This window comes from Moorena sp. SIO3B2 (assembly GCF_010692525.1).
GTDB lineage: Bacteria > Cyanobacteriota > Cyanobacteriia > Cyanobacteriales > Coleofasciculaceae > Moorena > Moorena producens.
In genome coordinates this window covers 1-18,223 of the sequence record NZ_JAAHHE010000064.1, presented here as the reverse complement: position 1 = coordinate 18,223, position 18,223 = coordinate 1, and the positions used below count along the sequence as shown (strand labels likewise).

Annotated in this window: 16 protein-coding genes and 2 pseudogenes; 12 read left to right on the top strand and 6 right to left on the bottom strand. The window is 44.9% G+C overall.

Going from position 1 to position 18,223, the window contains the following annotated elements; all coding sequences use genetic code 11:
- Positions 1-202 precede the first annotated feature (202 nt).
- The 3 genes and pseudogenes from F6K38_RS16370 to F6K38_RS43360 all read right to left on the bottom strand — a co-directional run.
- A complete protein-coding gene (locus tag F6K38_RS16370; RefSeq protein ID WP_287356937.1) occupies positions 203-2,434 on the bottom strand; it encodes a protein kinase domain-containing protein in 2,232 nt (743 codons plus the stop codon).
- 330 nt (positions 2,435-2,764) lie between these two features.
- A pseudogene (locus F6K38_RS43365) lies at positions 2,765-2,878 on the bottom strand (hypothetical protein); the annotation flags it as partial.
- Positions 2,844-2,963: pseudogene (locus F6K38_RS43360) on the bottom strand (hypothetical protein); the annotation flags it as partial. The pseudogenes F6K38_RS43365 and F6K38_RS43360, both read right to left, overlap by 35 nt.
- A 171-nt stretch (positions 2,964-3,134) precedes the next feature.
- Between F6K38_RS43360 and F6K38_RS16360 the strand changes: the two are divergent.
- From F6K38_RS16360 to F6K38_RS16335, 6 genes are all read left to right on the top strand, one after another.
- Positions 3,135-3,533, top strand: coding sequence for a hypothetical protein (locus F6K38_RS16360; RefSeq protein WP_008190663.1), 399 nt, complete (start codon positions 3,135-3,137; stop codon positions 3,531-3,533).
- Entirely contained in the window at positions 3,523-4,590 is a 1,068-nt protein-coding gene (ygfZ, locus tag F6K38_RS16355; RefSeq protein ID WP_008190662.1) for a CAF17-like 4Fe-4S cluster assembly/insertion protein YgfZ, read from the top strand. Before F6K38_RS16360 ends, ygfZ begins: the two co-directional genes overlap by 11 nt.
- Positions 4,562-4,696 (top strand): hypothetical protein, encoded by a 135-nt coding sequence (locus F6K38_RS16350; RefSeq protein WP_267872121.1) that lies wholly within the window; start codon positions 4,562-4,564, stop codon positions 4,694-4,696. The genes ygfZ and F6K38_RS16350 overlap by 29 nt, the downstream gene beginning before the upstream one ends.
- Before the next feature lie 131 nt (positions 4,697-4,827).
- A complete protein-coding gene (der, locus tag F6K38_RS16345; RefSeq protein WP_008190660.1) occupies positions 4,828-6,219 on the top strand; it encodes a ribosome biogenesis GTPase Der in 1,392 nt (463 codons plus the stop codon).
- Between the two features lie 46 nt (positions 6,220-6,265).
- A complete protein-coding gene (locus F6K38_RS16340; RefSeq protein WP_008190658.1) occupies positions 6,266-7,156 on the top strand; it encodes an energy-coupling factor transporter transmembrane component T family protein in 891 nt (296 codons plus the stop codon).
- A gap of 103 nt (positions 7,157-7,259) precedes the next feature.
- Positions 7,260-8,456 carry an S-layer homology domain-containing protein gene (locus F6K38_RS16335; protein WP_081431887.1) on the top strand — a complete coding sequence of 399 codons (1,197 nt, stop codon included), beginning with the start codon at positions 7,260-7,262 and terminating at the stop codon, positions 8,454-8,456.
- Positions 8,457-8,696: 240 nt separating this feature from the next.
- On the opposite strand, the gene F6K38_RS16330 is transcribed toward F6K38_RS16335, so the two are convergent.
- A complete protein-coding gene (locus F6K38_RS16330) occupies positions 8,697-9,200 on the bottom strand; it encodes a hypothetical protein (RefSeq protein WP_131827103.1) in 504 nt (167 codons plus the stop codon).
- 267 nt (positions 9,201-9,467) lie between these two features.
- On the opposite strand from F6K38_RS16330, the gene F6K38_RS16325 reads away from it, so the two are divergent.
- The 3 genes from F6K38_RS16325 to F6K38_RS16315 all read left to right on the top strand — a co-directional run bounded on the left by F6K38_RS16325 (position 9,468) and on the right by F6K38_RS16315 (position 12,884).
- Positions 9,468-10,052, top strand: a complete 585-nt coding sequence (locus F6K38_RS16325; protein WP_287314325.1) for a L,D-transpeptidase — start codon at positions 9,468-9,470, stop codon at positions 10,050-10,052.
- A gap of 353 nt (positions 10,053-10,405) precedes the next feature.
- Positions 10,406-11,647: an RNA-guided endonuclease InsQ/TnpB family protein gene (locus F6K38_RS16320; protein WP_287356933.1), complete on the top strand. Its 1,242-nt coding sequence runs from the start codon at positions 10,406-10,408 to the stop codon at positions 11,645-11,647.
- A gap of 355 nt (positions 11,648-12,002) precedes the next feature.
- Positions 12,003-12,884 carry a hypothetical protein gene (locus F6K38_RS16315; protein ID WP_008190642.1) on the top strand — a complete coding sequence of 294 codons (882 nt, stop codon included), beginning with the start codon at positions 12,003-12,005 and terminating at the stop codon, positions 12,882-12,884.
- A gap of 87 nt (positions 12,885-12,971) precedes the next feature.
- Here F6K38_RS16315 and F6K38_RS16310 read toward each other — a convergent pair whose 3' ends face one another.
- A complete protein-coding gene (locus tag F6K38_RS16310) occupies positions 12,972-13,208 on the bottom strand; it encodes a hypothetical protein (RefSeq protein WP_131827104.1) in 237 nt (78 codons plus the stop codon).
- A 434-nt stretch (positions 13,209-13,642) separates the two neighbouring features.
- On the opposite strand from F6K38_RS16310, the gene F6K38_RS16305 reads away from it, so the two are divergent.
- On the top strand, positions 13,643-14,749 hold the full coding sequence (locus tag F6K38_RS16305) for a DUF1565 domain-containing protein (RefSeq protein WP_287296336.1): 1,107 nt from the start codon (positions 13,643-13,645) through the stop codon (positions 14,747-14,749).
- A gap of 166 nt (positions 14,750-14,915) precedes the next feature.
- A complete protein-coding gene (locus F6K38_RS16300) occupies positions 14,916-15,794 on the top strand; it encodes a hypothetical protein (protein ID WP_008190639.1) in 879 nt (292 codons plus the stop codon).
- A gap of 141 nt (positions 15,795-15,935) precedes the next feature.
- On the opposite strand, the gene F6K38_RS16295 is transcribed toward F6K38_RS16300, so the two are convergent.
- Positions 15,936-16,316, bottom strand: a complete 381-nt coding sequence (locus tag F6K38_RS16295; RefSeq protein ID WP_008190637.1) for a helix-turn-helix domain-containing protein — start codon at positions 16,314-16,316, stop codon at positions 15,936-15,938.
- Positions 16,317-16,766: 450 nt separating this feature from the next.
- Between F6K38_RS16295 and F6K38_RS16290 the strand changes: the two genes are divergently transcribed.
- Positions 16,767-17,951 carry an aldo/keto reductase gene (locus tag F6K38_RS16290; protein ID WP_008190635.1) on the top strand — a complete coding sequence of 395 codons (1,185 nt, stop codon included), beginning with the start codon at positions 16,767-16,769 and terminating at the stop codon, positions 17,949-17,951.
- Positions 17,952-18,223 lie beyond the last annotated feature (272 nt).

Genomic DNA, 18,223 nt, shown 5'->3' with positions numbered 1-18,223 from the left:
CTCAAATATATTACGATTTATTACTAAAACTAGGTTTTCCTCCGATTTTCATTCCTCAGCTCGATTCCATAACCGGGTCTGGATCACGGTTATTGTTGATACAAATTTCACTACTCGTTACCCATCCCTTTAACCGGGTGATACCCTCTCCCAGCTGATGATGTCTCGTACGCCTTCAACCAATTAACTTTAAACAAAACAATTAAGGGATATAGATTGAAGCAGACATTCCTTGTTGACGTAGTTGGTTAGCAAAAGCATTGGCCTTGGCTTCATTTTTGAATGCTCCCATCTGAATGCGAGTACCTTGTGGGAATCGACCCAAAAAAGCTCCAGGTACAATTTTCCTGGCTTTGGCTAAACCACTAGCACTGCCGTCGTTGAGTATCACGTAATATTTGATTTTAGTAGATTGAGACGGTGGTGCTGCAGTAGTTTTATTTCTGGTAACCACTGGCTGTTTAGGCAATGGTGCAGCAATAGAAACCGGTCGTGAAGCAGGCTGTGAATTGTTTTGAATTCTCTGGTTTGCTCTAGAGCCAATTTGATTCTGTACCGCCAGTTGCTTTCTTTTTGCTTCTAATGCGGCTTGTTGCTGCCGAGCTTGAGCCATGATTCGATTTAACTTCTGACGCCAATGGCCTCGTGCTGGCAAATTGCTGTTCTGAGCATAGTTCAACACATCAACCCATCGACCCTGTTCATAGGCTTGTTGAATCTGATCAAATTTGCGTTCAAAGGATATCCATTCATTATGCCATTGGTCAATTTTGGTTTGGGCACCATTGAAAGCGGAACTACTAGGCAGCACATCTTGTGCGATCGCAATTGCCCCCTTGATATTTCCTGCCTGATACTTGTCCACTGCCCTTGCCAAAATTAGTGAGCCATTATCTACCGGTTGTGCTGGTATTGGCTGACGGGTCTGTGGTGGCGATGGAGCCCTCCTGACGACAGGTTTTGGTTTTGGGTAAACTTTTTGCTTAGGAACGTTTCTCTTAGGAACATTTCTCTTGGGAGCAGTTGCCACCACTGGATCAACCGTTGGTGCGCAGTCAGTCAAATTTGTAAACACCCACCCGGTAACCGGTGAACTAATTTCTACCCAGCCAGGTTGTCCACTACCAGTTAGAACTAGACTGGTTCCCTGATTCAGCTGACCAACTTTTGACCCGTTAGGCTCGGAGCGCACATTCGCGAACGGATTACCTGTCACCTGGCAATTACCTGGGGCAGCTGGGGCTGGTGGCTCATATACCACCGGATCTGAACGGTGATTGGGTGTACTCCTAGGAGCAATTGGTTTTACTATTTTAGGTGGTGACCAAGAGCTAGAACGCATCGAGTAGATCATACCAGCTATCGAGGAAGTAACTAAGGCAATGCCAGTGCCAATGATCAGAGACAAATTATCCGATCTATCCGCCTTAGTTGGAGGCAAGGGAGTTGGTGCTGGTTTATTTGGAGTAGAACCTCTATCGGCATTTGCATCCCAAGTTTTTTGCTCTGAGAACGGCTTTGATAATTGCTCCGGTGGGAAGTTTTCTTCAACTGTGGGGATATTGTGAATTGAGTAGTAGGTCGGGGAATTGATGGAGTACGGTTTTGAATTACTAGTCAGTTTCTGTAAGTCTCGTAAAACCTGCGATGCCGACTGGTAACGGTCTTTGACTTGGTAGCGAACCATTTTAGTAAGGACATTCGCCAATCCTAAACTCACTGACACCAGGGATTGCCAGTTAACTTCACCAGTTTTGAGGTCTTCCTGAAACTGATCTGGTAACATTCCAGTTAATGCCTGAATCCCAATAATCCCTAGGGCATAAATATCACTGCTAGGACAGGGCTGACCCAAAGCCTGCTCACTGGACATATAGCCTGGAGTGCCTACTACCACAGTATGGTGAGTTTGTCTATAGGCACTAACCAAATCAGTTTGAACTTGCTTAACTGCACCAAAGTCCACCAAGACTAACTTTTGATCTGCCGTGCGTCGGATCAGGTTATCGGGCTTAATATCGCGATGAATCACACCGTGACGGTGGACAAATTCCAAAATACCTAAGACTTCCTGCAATAGCGCAATCACCTGTTTTTCCTGCCATCGGTGACCAGGGGACAACTCTTGGCTCAAGAGATGCCCTTCGATGAACTGTTGCACCAAGTAAAACTCATGGTCTTCTTCAAAGTAGGCAAGAAGCCGAGGAATTTGGTCATGATTTCCCAGCTTTTCAAGGGTTTCAGCTTCCCTACTAAATAGGCGTCGAGCAGTTTCTAAAAATGTCTGAGAGCCATTGGGAGGCTGAAGTTGCTTAACAACACAGCTTGGGTTACCTGGACGCTTCGTGTCCTTGGCTAAATAGGTTTTGCCAAATCCCCCGGAACCGAGGACTTGAGTCACTTGGTAACGCCCGTCCAGTAACTTGCCTAACATAGGATTGATGTGCCTAAGATTTCACAAAAAGGAAGTTTAAAACTCCGCACCAAGGGGGCGGGTTGCTAACTGTCTCATGTTTAACATACGCTGATCGGTATTATTGACCAGGACTGTGACAATTTATCTTCTGATTATATGTATGCTATCAGCTATCAGCTATCAGCTATCAGCTATCAGCATTAGGCTAAAGGCTATCAGCTATCAGCATTAGGCTATCAGCTATCAGCTATCAGCTATCAGCATTAGGCTAAAGGCTATCAGCTATCAGCATTAGGCTAAAGGCTATCAGCTATCAGCATTAGGCTAAAGGCTATCAGCATTAGGCTATCAGCTATCAGCTATCTGCATTAGGCTGACCGCTGACCGCTGACCGCTGACCGCTGACCGCTGACCGCTGACCGCTGACCGCTGACCGCTGACCGCTGACCGCTGACCGCTGACCGCTGACCGCTGACCGCTGACCGCTGACCGCTGACCGCTGATAGCTGACCGCTGACCGCTGAATGCTTACGATTATCTGGCTCAACTTAGAATACTCTACCGGAAGAGGAATTTTTCAAAGATGATAGTCCACTGGTTATTAGGATAGAGCAGATATCGGTATAGTATTAAGAGCGACGGATAGCCGGTGAATATTGCTGTTTTAGTTAATGTCTGGTAAAATAACACCCTTCAAGGGCTGTGTGGGAGTGGATTAATGAAACCCCTATTTAAGGATACGCTGGCATGGGAACAAGCTCAACTGCTGATGCAACCTACGTTTATTCGTATAATAGACCAAATTGGGCGACAGTTGGAGCCAACAAACTGGAAAGTCACCTATCAAAACGTTACTACACCCATACCGGGCTATGAGATGTGTTTGGCACATCAAGATACTTCAGTAGCCATTAATTTATGGGATTTGTGTTTCCAAGTCTGTTTTCGTGACTATAAGCCCACCCAGTCTGAATTAGACACTCAGCCAGTAGAAATTGACCCGATGCTGATTGATCAGGCTGGTGAGGTGGATTGGCAGTGTCTAGATGCAAAAGCCAAACAGCTAGTAGAAGAAGTTGTGGCAGGATTGCCACTGGTAGATACCAATGACAAATGACCAATTGCTAGATGCCCAGCGCCTGGCTGGGGCAAAGTTTGAGTCGGTGGCTTCACGGATGATTCCCGTAAGCTTTGGCAATGATGCAGCAGGGATTGAAGCAGCCCGTCAGGGAGTTGCCTTAGTTGATTGTTGCCATTGGGGGTTGATCAAAGTATCTGGTGATGACCGACTACGCTATCTACACAATCAAAGCACCAATGACTTCCAAACACGAAGGCCAGGCCAAGGCTGTGAGACGGTTTTTGTCACATCTACAGCTCGGACTATTGACTTAGCTACTGCCTATATCTTAGCAGATTCAGTGCTATTACTAGTTTCTCCAAATTGCCGCCAGCAGATCATGGAGTGGCTGGATCGTTATATCTTTCCCATGGATCAAGTGGCATTACAGGATGTATCGGATCACCATGCTGTTTTATCCTTGATTGGACCGGTTAGTGATGCCCTCTTAACAGGCTTGGGTGTCGAGATATCAGGAGAAGATGCTAGTCACCAGCAACTGATGCTCGGGGATAATCAAGTCCGCATCGCTGTCGGGAGTTGCTTGGCAATGCCTGGATATACTGTAATTTGCCCTGCCGAGAATGCTGCCCAAGTTTGGCAGACCTTAACCACAGCAGGAGCAATCCCCATAGGCGATCGCGTTTGGGAACAGTTGCGTATCCAACAGGGACGCCCTGCGCCAGGTCATGAACTGACCGAAGATTACAATCCTCTCGAAGCTGGTTTATGGCAAAGCATTTCCTTTAGCAAAGGCTGTTACATTGGTCAAGAAACCATTGCGCGCTTGAATACCTACAAAGGAGTGAAGCAACGACTATGGGGTATCCGCTTAAGTGCTCCTACTGACCTAGGAAGTGTCATTACCGTAGATGGAGAAAAAGTGGGCAAGCTGACCAGCTTGACGGAAACTGACCAGGGAGTGTTTGGTTTAGCTTATATCCGCACTAAGGCTGGTGGTGCAGGGTTAAAAGTTCTCTTAGGGGACGTCGAAGGGGAAATTGTGCCTGTACCTTGCTTGAGTCATGACTATTATGATCCAAGTGCTGAGTAAGTTATCAGCAATCAGCAATCAGCCATCAGCCATCAGCCATCAGCCATCAGCCATCAGCCATCAGCCATCAGCGATCAGCTATTCCCGTAGCGTGGGCGTAGCTTGAGCCATTCCCGTAGCGTGGCCCAAAGGCCAAGACTGAGGGCTGAGGGCGGAGGGCTGAGAGCCTGCGAATGCTTACTGCGATAAAATGTAAGACTAAAGCATTCACACTCCTCCTTTGAGGACATCCAGTTTATGGCCCTGCCAATTGTTGCAGTTATCGGACGCCCGAATGTGGGGAAATCAACCCTAGTCAATCGTTTGGCCGGGGTGACCGATGCTATTGTCCACAACCAACCAGGAGTAACCCGCGATCGCACTTATCGCGCTGCTTTCTGGCAAGACCGAGACTACCTGGTTGTCGATACTGGCGGCTTAGTCTTTGATGACAATACCGAGTTCTTGCCCTTGATTCGAGAACAGGCAATGGCAGCTTTGGCTGAAGCTAGTGCAGCAGTGTTGGTGGTGGATGGTCAAGCCGGACCCACAGCTGGAGATGAAGCGATCGCACAATGGTTACGTATACAAAATACCCCAGTTGTGCTAGCTGTCAATAAATGTGAATCTCCCCAGCAAGGAATTATTCTAGCCTCCCAGTTTTGGGAACTGAATTTAGGAGAACCCTTCCCGGTCTCAGCAATTCATGGCAATGGTACAGGAGAATTACTAGAAAAGCTGGTTACCTACCTGCCGAATGTAGACAATATCCCAGAAATCCCAGAGATTAAAGTCGCTATTGTCGGACGCCCCAATGTGGGAAAGTCGAGCTTATTGAACACCCTCACTGGGGAAAATCGCTCCATCGTCAGTCCAATTTCTGGCACTACTCGTGATGCCATTGATATGGTAGTACAACGGTCAGCAGATCCAGAAAAGGGTACTGAAGCCCAAACCTATCGCTTGATTGACACTGCTGGCATTCGCAAAAAGAAAAACGTTACTTACGGACCAGAATTTTTTGGTATTAATCGTGCCTTCAAAGCCATTCGCCGCTCAGATGTAGTGCTACTGGTGATTGATGCTATAGATGGCGTGACAGAGCAAGACCAAAAACTGGCAGGACGTATTGCGGATGAAGGGCGTGCTGCGGTAATTGTAGTCAATAAGTGGGATGCCATAGAAAAAGATTCCTACACTATCTATGACTACCAAAAACAGGTAAAAGACCGACTGAGTTTTATCGAGTGGGCTGAAATCATATTTGTTAGTGCCATGACAGGCAAGCGAGTCGAAACAATTTTGGATTTAGTTGACACCGCTGCCAATCAACATGGACGTCGTGTCTCTACCTCTGTAATTAATGAAGTCCTACAAGAAGCCGTTAGCTGGTACACTCCTCCCACCAATCGCCAAGGGCGTCAGGGCAAAATCTACTACGGCACCCAGGTAAGAACTAAACCCCCCACTATTGCCCTGTTTGTTAACGACCCCAAACGCTTCAAAGAAAACTACCGTCGCTACATAGAGCGTCAGTTCCGCCAACAATTAGATTTCACCGGTACACCACTACGCTTACTGTGGCGAGGTAAAAAAGTCCGTGATGGAGAAGAAGCTCAAATCAACCTGAATCGAGCTACCCGTGTGTGACAACTAACCCCCTCGACCACTGCCCCACTCAGCACTCAGCACTAACATGGACTTATTGCGATCGCTTCCCATCGGACTGTATTTGGAACAACCAGTAACCTGGATGCATCACCTCGACTCCAGGGTCAAGATGTTTTGGTTGACCAGTTTTCTGATCGCACCCCTGTTGGCAAATCCCTACTCTAGGATCGGGTTATCCTCGTTACTGATTTTAATCACCTTATCTGCTAGGATTCCCTGGCGGGTGTGGCGTCAGCAAATGGGTTGGTTGTTGATGCTGGCATGTTTTGTCTTCCTGATCACTGCGATCGCTCCAGATGGTATGGCCATTGACCATCAAGTCAGACTACCTGAAGAACTCACCCTACCTCAACCTAGTGACTACCGTTATGTGATCTGGAGTGGTAAAGCCTTTACTATGATTAGTGTTACTATTACTCGTCGCTCAATAGATTTAGCGATCCGCATCAGCACAACTCTATTTATCCTAGTTTACAGTTCAAGTCTCTTCCTGCTTACCACAGCACCAGAAGAAATTACCGCAGGTTTAGAAAGCTTAATCAAACCCTTACGGCGTTTGAATGTTCCAGTTACCGAAATTCTGCTGACCTTAACCCTTTCCTTGCGCTTTATCCCCCTAGTGCTCGAAGAAGTACAGAATTTAGGTCGTTCCATACGCACTCGTGCTATCAACTGGAAAAAACTCGGTCTGAGCCGAAGCCTACAAGTTTGGTTAATGGTTGCGGAAAAGCTTCTGGAAAATCTGCTGTTACGGGCTGAGCAAATTGCTAGTGCCATGACTGTCAGAGGCTTTACTAGTCCCAATGAACATCAAGTGGAGTGGCATCAACTGCGCTTACGCTGGTGTGATTGGTTAGCACTGGCAAGTTTACTAGTATTTTGGGGAGTAAGATTAACCTGGGGTTGGAAAATTTGAATCTTTTGTGAAAAACATAGCTATGGTTTAATCTAGGTAACTTAAAGCAATCCCTAGGCTTTAAAACCGGAACAGTCAAAAGATATGTATCTCAGCCATCTCTATGACAAATCAATCACCGTCCGAGCGGACATCACCCCCAACAGCTCCTCAGCCAAGTCGTAAACCAATTCTAGACCTTGATGAATTACTGGCAATTATCGTAGCCTTCGCTACTATTGGTCTAATTCTGTTTTGGGGAACGAGGGGCAACCGGGGAAAATTTAGCTTAAAATCCGTTGATTCTCCCATAGCATCATCTAAGTCAACGGGGGAATCATCAATATTCCCAAGCCTTAAATCAATCACGGGTGGGGGTAAGTCATCATCTGCGCGTTCCTCATGGTCCAAATCAAGAAATCGTTCTTTGTTTAGGGGATATTCACCTGATCCAGCTACCGGTTTAATGCTTGGGTCAGCTCAACAAGATAACTCACCAGAGGACTCAGAAACTAATCAATTCCTGGGGCTATTCTCATCGGGGTACTCATCGACAGGATATCCCGACCGCACCATGGCTAAGGGCAAAGCCCGAGGCGATAGCACTACTGACGGTAGCACAGGTTCTGACAAAGCCGGATCAGATGGCACTACTGACGGTAGCACAGGTCCTGACAAAGCCGAATCCTCATCACAAACTATCCCTATAGATGTTAGCGATTTCCGCTCCATTCAACCAGCAGAGATTCCTAATAATCATTGGGCAAGTCCTTTCATGATACCTCTAGCCCAGGACAAGCTATTAATTAACTTACCTGATCAGAAATTTCAACCGAACAGACCCGTGACAAGGGGAGAGTTGGCTGCTCAAATTCAAAAAGTGTTTCAAGAGCAGAAGAAGCGACAACGAGTAAATTATAAGGATAAACCTACTGATAAATCAGCCTCTAAAGCCATTGATGAAGCTACCGAAACCGGCTTCATGTCAGGATATCCCGGAGAGAAGTTCCGTCCTGAGCAAAAGGTTCCTCGTGTACAGGTTTTGGTTAGCCTGATTAGCGGTCTTGATCTTCAACCTTCATCGAATCCAGCCAAAACCTTACAGATTTACCGAGATAAGAATCAGATTCCTGAGTGGGCGATTGATAAAGTAGCAGCAGCAACAGAAGCGGGTATAGTTGTTAACTACAGTGACAAAACCTTGCTCAGACCCAATGAACCTGCTACTCATGCTGAAATGGTCTCTATGCTTTATCAGGCTTTGGTCAAATCAGATAAGGCTCAAGGGGTTTCCTCTCCATATATTGTAGCTCCAAAATAGAATTATCGGTAACCCGTTCAGGTAATGATTAGGCCATTTTAATCAACTTTATTGATTAGCCCGGAGTTAAAACTCCGGGCAATATTTTTTATGGGAATAGTAGGATAGCCATTTTCAATTGGGCTACCTTATTGGTTATAGGAAACAGGGAATAGGGAGCTTCCGAGCAGGGAGTAGGAAACAAAGAAAAAAATCCTGTGTACCTCATTACTATGACAAAGCCTTGTCAAGCATGAACCATTACCAAAGTGCTCTGACAGGTATCCCAATTGGGGTTCGAGGAGGAGTTGTCACTGTTGGCTGTACAGGAGTGGAAATGACAGTTCTCCGAATACGGTTCATCCGTTCGATACGCCTCTGTTGGAGAGACTCTAACACCTCGCTAACACTACTGGTAACCCTCCTAGTGTCTGAACTCGCCAAAGCAATTGAACTAACAACATTAACGATACGATTCCCAGCCATCAAGACTTGCTTACCTTCTATCAAATGCCATTGCCTGAGCTTGGAAGTCGGTAGCCAAACAGTTTGGCTCTCACCGTTGTCAAGCTTAACCTTTACCATATTGCCAACGATACTCTTGATAGTACCTTTGTTAAGCTCTTGCCCCCTATCTTGTTTGAGGATCCGGTTTTGGGCTTGTTCACCCATTGGATTAGCCTTAGCGGGAGCCATAGCAAGGGTACACAGCAGCAGTGACAAGGTAGTCCCTGTCCAGACATTCAAGTTTTTAATTTTCATCATCAACTTAACTTATATTTATGTTAATCGAAGGATTTAAAATTAACTAATCTACTGTAAAATCTACGGAAATCATAGATTTTTTCCGGAATATTTATCAGGAAATTTACTAATTTTTTATAAAAACAACAATTCTAACCTGGGTGTTAAGGTTTTTGGTAATGTGGCTTTTCAAGTCTATTAAAGTGATGTTATAAAGTTGTTATAAATAAAAAATCATTAGGAATGGTGAGAGGTAAATTGCTATCTCGGAGCTTAATGCTACTCTGCTTGAGTATAGTAATTCCAATACTTGATGGGCAACAGCAGGTAGCTGCCTCTGAAAAAACCAGTAGTCCTGACGCTACTACCAAAGAGGTTTTACATCAAAATCAATTGCCTGGAATTGAAGTCCCAAAATTGCCACCCCTTGGAGACCCGGATATATATCTTCCTCTAGAAGAAGACATCCCAGCAGAGGCTACTCAAATTACTCGTTTGGTGATTAAATTGAGTGAACGTCGTGTTTATGTCTATCAAGCGGCTCAAGTGCTAAACAGTTACCCAATTGCCATTGGTAAAGCGGGTTGGGAAACACCAACAGGCAATTTTGAAGTGATCCAAAAGCTTCAGGATCCAGCTTGGGAGCATCCCTGGACAGGTGAAGTAATTCCTCCAGGGCCGAATAATCCCCTTGGCGATCGCTGGATTGGTTTTTGGACTAATGGGAAGAATTATATTGGATTTCATGGAACAACTGCTGAGGAACTCGTCGGACAAGCTGTTTCTCACGGTTGCATCCGAATGCTCAATAAAGATGTCCGAGATTTATTTGAAAAGGTGGCTATAGGAACACCGGTAATCGTACAGCCTTGACATCCTCTCCGGGAATAGGTTAAACCCGAGACCTAGAGACTTGAGCCCTTAGCTCTTCATAATTATAAGATTATAACAGCTGAAAACCCCGTCACAAAGCGAGCGGGGATGAAAGCTTATAGCGGCTTGACGCGCCTTCTAGGAGTGGGAGAATTTCATCTTGTATCACTACAGAAAGTGTAAGCTGATGCGTATTTAAATTGGTTTTTCCCAGATCCGCTGTTCCCAGATCCGCTGTTCCCTTTGAGAGATTTAGGTATCCCAATCTAAATGCTGAACAGCTTAACAATGCCACTTGTCGTTTTGTTCTAAGTCTGCTAGCATAATAATATAGCAGAAGAGGTCGAGTTCTGATGATCATACTTGAGTTTAAGGCATACGGAAAAAAAGGACAGTATCAATCCATTGATGAGGCGATTAGGACTGTCAAGTTTGTGCGAAATAGCTGTCTTCGTCTGTGGATGGACAATCAAGGTCTAAATAAATATGATTTAAACAAATATTGTAAGACCTTGGCCAAGAATTTTTCATTTGCCAATGAACTGAACTCGACTGCTCGTCAAGCTGCGGCTGAAAGGGCATGGTCATCGATTGCTCGTTTCTTTGATAACTGCAAGAAAAAGGTACCTGGCAAAAAAGGCTTTCCCAAATTCCAAAAGCATTGCCGTTCTGTTGAATATAAGCAATCTGGTTGGAAAATATCTCCAGACAAAAAGTCTATTACATTCACCGACAAAAAAGGGATAGGAAGGCTTAGATTAAAGGGTACATGGGACTTGTGGCGTTTTGAAAAAAAACAGATCAAGCGGGTTCGGATAGTAAAAAGAGCTGACGGCTATTATGTTCAGTTTGGTGTTTCCGTTGATTGTACGGAAACTTTAAGACCTACTGGCAATACTGTTGGCTTGGACGTGGGGCTAAAAGAGTTCTATACCGACTCTAATAGCTATGCCGAACCTAATCCTCGATTCTACAGAAAAGGGGAGAAAAACCTTAAATTTTATCAACGTCGAGTATCTCGCAAAAAGAAAGGCTCAGCTAACCGTAAGAAAGCAATTAATAGACTAGGTAGGGCACACCTCAAAATAAGTAGGCAACGTCAAGAACACGCCAAGAGACTGGCGCGTTGCGTAGTCCAATCTAACGATTTGGTCGCTTACGAAGATTTGAGAGTCAGGAATTTGGTTAAAAATCACTGTCTAGCCAAGTCTATTAATGATGCAGGTTGGTATCAATTCAGAAAATGGCTAGAACATTTTGGTCAGAAGTTTGGCAGGGTGACTGTAGCAGTAAATCCTGCCTATACTAGCCAGAATTGCTCTCAATGTGGCGAGGTAGTGAAAAAGTCTCTATCAACTAGGACTCATGCCTGCAAATGTGGTTGTCAATTAGACCGCGACCACAACGCTGCAATCAATATTCTTGAAAGAGCCTTAGGTACGGTGGGGCACACCGGAACCTGGATCATTGATCCGAACTCTTCCGGAGATCTGTCCTCTACTTTTCCTGACTCCGGTTTGGTTGAGCAAGATGGGTCGTTGAACGAAGAATCCCCGCGTATGCGCGACCGGGGAGTGTCAATAATTTTTCGATAGCGATGAGTTAAATAGATCCCACGCTTAGCGCACTCCCAATTGATTTGGGGTCAAAGAACCAATGGTGAAATTATTGCCCCTATACCTCGACTTGTGGTCTGTTGCTCCACTTCCGGTCTTGGAGAGTTTCACAACTCAAATCCGATTGTTATAGTTATGATGGTGTAGGTTAAACTAACCGAAAACTATCTAGAGAAACTATCTAGAGAAAATATTAAGGTCAGCACCCCCCTGTTGCCTAGACGGGGCTTCAAGCCTCCGAGGCTAGGTAGCAGGGTGAAAACCGCACTTGACGTTCGTTTTTCCGACCCGGCCCCCCATAAACGGGGTTTCCAAACTTCAAACTTGTTTTTTTATGAGTAAATCAATAATTGAGTTAGTTGATGAACTGTCAACAGATAGCCTAACCGTAAAAATACTGAACGCACTGGATTTTGTGATCCCAGGGGAGTGGGAAAACCTCGTGGGGTTTAACCACACCATTCGCAAGCTAACTGGGGAAGAGGATTACGAGGTGATTACGAAAATTCGCGATCGCGCCCTCGCCATCTACGAAGACCCCAATGAGGGATACCAAAAAGCCGTTGGAATTTATCAAAAGTTTGACAGAACTGACAAAGCGATCGCAGCAGCCGCTTTAGCTGACAAAGTCGGGGATACCTTTAGGTGGATCCCGTTTTTAGAGAAACTGACTCCTAAAGCTGACAAGCTTCAAGGGGTTGACTTGGGTCTGAAATTAGTGGGGGAATTACTTGCCCATAGCAAAATTCACAAGGTTGGCTTGAATCCCTTTGAGTTTGCCAGTTCTATCCGGGAAAACTATGATCAAGCTGCTCTGATGCGGATGGTAGCTTTAGTTTGCATTGATGGGGTAATTCCTCTTGGTGCAGACTTTGTGTCTAAAGTAGGAAATACCCTTGAAGAAGGAGATCAATCAGCCTTTGCCAACAATGATGAGTTTGAAGCCATCAGTGACTCAATCCCAGATGGCGATAAACAGGGATTCATTACTCAAACCTTTGATGCAGTTGGTGGCTGGATGGATAATTTAGTTTCCTCTGTTGGATTAAGCCGTGATTCACTGTCCGATAGTTTGGGGGGCTTTGTAGAAATTGCCGATGACAAGTTAGACTATGTGGCGGCATTTCTAGACGCTAGCACTAACTACTATGAGCATACTGGCATTCAAACCGTTGCGCGTCATTTAATTCTTCGTGCCGCTGAAGAAATTGACTAGGGTAGTGGTAACTGCTCACCCTAAATGATCAGTGATCAGTATAGATCAGTATAGACGTTCCATCAATCTACCCCAAGGGGACTCCCGTTATACCCGCAGGGTTAGCGGGAGGGGAATTGGGGACTGGATCTCTTGGGTTTCCTTAAAGTTTTTGCTAAGATAAATGTATGATCGCACCGTAAAAAGTGCCGGTTTATTCGCAAGCTGAAAAGCCTCTGTCTTGATGCAATAGCGAGTGGTTTGTTCGCGTTCGCCTTTGGCGTGGCCTACGGCCAAGCGTCGCCTTTGGCGATAGTTACCGTAAGACAGGCTCGCCTTAATCAATAAGTTTTAACCCTTTTTTGCATAACCTACCAACCATAAAGGCTCAACGTAATCAGGTTTCGTCTCCGGGGGAAACCACGGCAGCGCGGTCATGGGGGAGACCCCCAAGACCGCGCTGCCTCCCCAAGACCGCGCTGCATCGCTGCTAAAAGGGTAAACCAACTGTAATCTTGAAAAAGTAAGCCCAATGATTTTTTGAGTCGGAGGGTGTAGAGGCTGTTTGGCTCAGCCGTTAAGGGTTTTCTACTCTTAAGAATCCCAGCTCCTTTGGAGCCGCTACGCGAACACTATAATCTTTGATGAGCGTGATGGGAGTGTCAAGGAACGTCTATACTCAAAAAGGGACAAAATCTCCAATAGAATAGTACTAGAATAATAGTTAATAATACTTGAAGAAAATTTTAATTCCATCCAGTTGAGTACTGACCTTGACAATGCTGCAATACAAAGTTTCTAAGCTAACTGAGTCCCGTAACTTTGTATTAGTTGCTGCTGGATTAATTATTGCTTTAGCGGTAACAGGCTGTGAACAATGGGATTCATCTGACCGGATAAGTAGACCAACACCAGACAATTTTCCTACTCGTACCTTCCCGAGACCGAAACCTAGGCAGTCGCCACCAGGGATCAAGCAAGTTTTTTACGTGGATTCTCAACAGGGTACGGACACGGAAAACGCTGGTCTAACCACTGCTAATCCCTTCAAAACCATTACCTATGCCTTAAAGCAAGCTCGTCCCTTAGCTACTATCCAGCTAGCGCCAGGTCAGTACACCGTTGAACAGGGAGAAACCTTTCCCCTTAAACTCAAACCTGGCATGATTCTCCAGGGAAACAAGTCCCCTAGAGGTGAAGGAGTAGTTATAATTGGTGGCGGTCTTTACCTCAGTCGCACGTGGGCAGGTCAGAATGTAACGATATTGGCAGCTCAAGATGCTCAGATTCTGGGACTAACTATTACTAATCCTAATACCAGAGGGAGTGGTGTGTGGGTAGAATCCACCAATCCCATCATTCGCAACAATACCTTTATCAATAGCCATCGGGAAGGAGTGTTTGTTAGTGGTAAAGGAAACCCTCTGATTGAAAATAATCGTTTTGCCAATAACCAAGGAAACGGTATATCTGTAACTCGGGAAGCAACAGGAGAAATCCGGGGCAATATTATTGAGCAAACCGGTCATGGTTTGGCGATAGGGGGCAACAGTTCACCCTTGGTAGTAAATAATCAGATTCGTGACAACATTGACGGGGTGGTGATTGAAGGGTCTGCACGTCCTGTGCTGCGCGAGAACCAAATTATCAACAATAGTCGGGATGGCTTGGTAGCGATTAGCCAATCTCAGCCAGATTTAGGCACTGCTAGTACTCCTGGAAATAACCTTTTTGAAGGCAATGAACGTTATGACATTTACAATGTTACTGGCAAAAAGCTATTAGTAATTGGTAATCAGCTCAAGGGGGATGGAGTTGCCGCACTGCTAGAAGCTGAACCAAGTTCTCCTGAATTTCCTGAGGTGCGCTTTCCGTTGGCGAATTAAATTCGCCACGGGTCGCACCTGTAGACTTTGACGTTAATTAGTTTGGCTCAGTATGCTCCCTAAGCAATGCCGATTAGATTAGGATTGTTTTCATACTTTATTCACAATTGACATTTACAATGGTGTATGTTTTCCTGAGAGAAGTTTATAGTTAAAACAACTGAAAATGGGTCAATCAATTATTGAATTAGTTGACGAACTTCCAACGGATAATATAACCGTAAAAATCCTGAATGTACTGGATTTTGTTGTTCCGGGGGAATGGGAAAATCTCGTCGGTTTTGACAATACAATTAGCTCAGTTACAGGGGAAACAGATCCAGATGTGATTGAGTCAATTCGCGTACGCGCCCTTGAGCTGTACGAAGACCCTGATCAGGGATACCAAACAGCTATCTGGATTTACCAAACTCTTGACAAGACTGACACAGCGATCGCAGCAGCGGCTTTAGCTGACAAAGTTGGGGATACCTTCAGCTGGATTCCATTCTTAGACAGACTGACTCCCAAAGCTGACACCGTTCAATCTGTTGACTTGAGCATAAAACTAGTCGGAGAACTGATCGCTCATAGCAAGATTCACGGCCTTGGTTTTAATCCGGTAGATTTTGCTGCTTCTGTGGCAGAAAACTATCATAAGGAAGCTCTGATGCGGATGGTAGCCTTAGTTTGCATCGATGGTCTAATTCCTCTCGGTGCTGACTTCATGTCTAAAGTACGAAATAGTCTGGATGAAGGAGGGGAGTCCGCTCTAGGAGACAATCCTGCCTTTGCAGCTATCAGTGACTCAATTCCTGAATCCGATAAACAGGGATTTATCAGTAACACGTTTGATGCAGTTGGTGACTGGATGGATAATTTAATTTCCTCTACTGGGTTAAGCCCTGAGTCACTGTTTGACCGTCTGGGTGGCTTTATAGAAGTTGCTGATGACAAGTTAGACTATGTAGCGGCATTTCTAGACGCTAGCACCAATTGTTATGAGCATACTGGGATTCAAACTGTTGCTCGTCATCTGATTCAGCAGGCAGCTAAAGAGATTTGAGATTAAGTCTGGTTAATCACTTATCAAATAGTCCCTAAATTTTGGTGATTGGCATGAGGTAATGGGGAATCAGTAATATGACCACGATTCCCCATTGCACTAGTATCCATTATCCAGGAAATATAAAGATTATTTTTGAATTTATTTGTGCCTATTTTTGTGGCGTATAATGTTTTTTTTACGGGTTAAATTCAAACGTTTAATCATTCGATCGACTGTGGAACGACCAATTAAAACTCCCGTTTCTTCGGCTAACCAAATCCGGAGTTCATCTAACGTAGCATCCTGGTTTTTGATGACAAGATCTCGGAGAATATTTAATTGCTCTGGGGTAAGTTTTATCGGAGTTTGTTTAGTTCTAACTTTGGGAGCAATATTTCCGGTTTCTCGATACTGTTTGAGTAATTTTTGAACAAAGCTTAAGGCAACATTAAACTGTTGAGCAAGCTTACGTTGAGAGATATTGCCTTGATTATAAGCATCAATAATTTTTTGTCTAAGGTCAACAGAGTAGGCTTTCATGGTTTTTTAGGAGAATTATCTGAGCTATCCTCATTGTACCTGATTAGCTTGGTAAACGCTAGATTTTTTTATGCCAAAACATTGGAGCCTGGTAAGCATATGCGCTACTTGAGATGCTATTTGAGGTGCCGTCAGCTGTCAGCTGTCAGTTTATTTTATTCAAAAGCTGTTCGGTGTAGCATGCACTACGGGGATAAACTATTCCCATAGCTTGGCCACAGCCTTTGGCTGATACCTGATAGCAGATCAAGTAGCAGATCAAGTAGCGCACACTACTTGATCTGCTTATGGGCTATGGGTAAGCTACACTATGCTGACGGCTGAAGCTGACGGCTGAATACTGACGGCTGAATGCTAACGGCTGAATGCTGACGTTGTAAAGTAATCTAAAAATAGTTAGATGCTCAAAGAGCAGACACTAGCAGCTGTGTGATTCAAAGCAGGTTTATGATGCAATATCGAAGATTTGGGCGTACAGAATTACAGATGCCAGTCTTTTCCTGTGGTGGTATGCGATACCAGTTCAAGTGGCAGGATGTTCCCAAGGAGCAAATTCCCCAAGATCATCAACAGAATTTGGAAGCAACAATCCGCCGTTCTCTAGAGCTTGGCATTCATCACATAGAAACTGCTCGTGGCTACGGTACTTCTGAAATGCAATTAGGAGAGATTTTGCCAAAATTTCCCCGAGAACAACTGATTGTTCAGACTAAAGTTAATCCTAAGCCTGACCCCAAAGAATTTCGTCGTAAGTTTAATCAATCCCTAGCTTTATTACAACTTGACTATGTTGACCTACTGGGAATCCATGGGATTAATACCCCTGAGTTGCTAGATGATACTATCCGTCCTGGTGGTTATTTAGATGTAGCGCGACAGCTTAAAGCAGAGGGGAAGGTACGGTTTATTGGATTCTCGACTCATGGTCCTACAGATGTGATTGTTAAAACCATTGAAACGGACCAGTTTGACTACGTTAACTTGCACTGGTATTACATTAATCAGTTAAATTGGCCTGCCATTGAAGCCGCTACTCGTCACGATATGGGGGTGTTCATCATTAGCCCTTCCGATAAAGGGGGTATGCTCTATAAACCACCACAACGGTTAGTGGAACTTTGTGCTCCCCTTAGCCCAATGGTGTTTAATGATTTGTTTTGTTTGAGCCATCCCCAGGTGCATACGTTGAGTCTAGGGGCATCTCGACCATCAGATTTTGATGAACACCTTAAAGCTGTAGAACTTCTGGAGCGCTCAGAGGAAATATTACCGCCGATTTTAGAGCGTTTGGAGTCAGAAGCGATCGCAAAATTGGGAGAAGACTGGTTCCGAAGTTGGCACATTGGTTTACCCACCCATTCAGAAACTCCAGGGGGTATAAATATTCCAGTGATTTTGTGGTTGAGGAATTTAGCGATCGCTTACGATCTCGTAGAGTATGCGAAAATGCGCTACAACCTCTTAACTAATGGGGGTCACTGGTTTCCTGGTGCCCCAGCCAATCGGCTCAGAGAATTAGACCTGAGCCAATGTTTGCGTAACAGTCCTCATGCTGATCAAATACCAGCTTTTCTGGAAGATGCCCATAACTTATTAGGGGGTGAACCAGTCAAACGCCTCTCCCAACAATCATGAATAGGTTTGAAGCATATTGTTAATTGTTTGACACTCCCCGCCCTGGAAGGACGGGGATTCTTGTTTCAACGAGGTGACTTGTTATCCCTTGCCGGAGCCAGGAAAAATAGAGGTCTCCTCTCCCCAAGCGTAGTTGGTCTTTGAGCTAGGTTTCGGTGTGCCGGAGACGAAACCTTAGAAGAGTGGAGCCTTAATCATAAAGTTTTAACCAAAGGTGCGCTTTCCGTCGGCGAATTAAATTCGCCACGGGTCGCACCTCTTTTACCCATAGC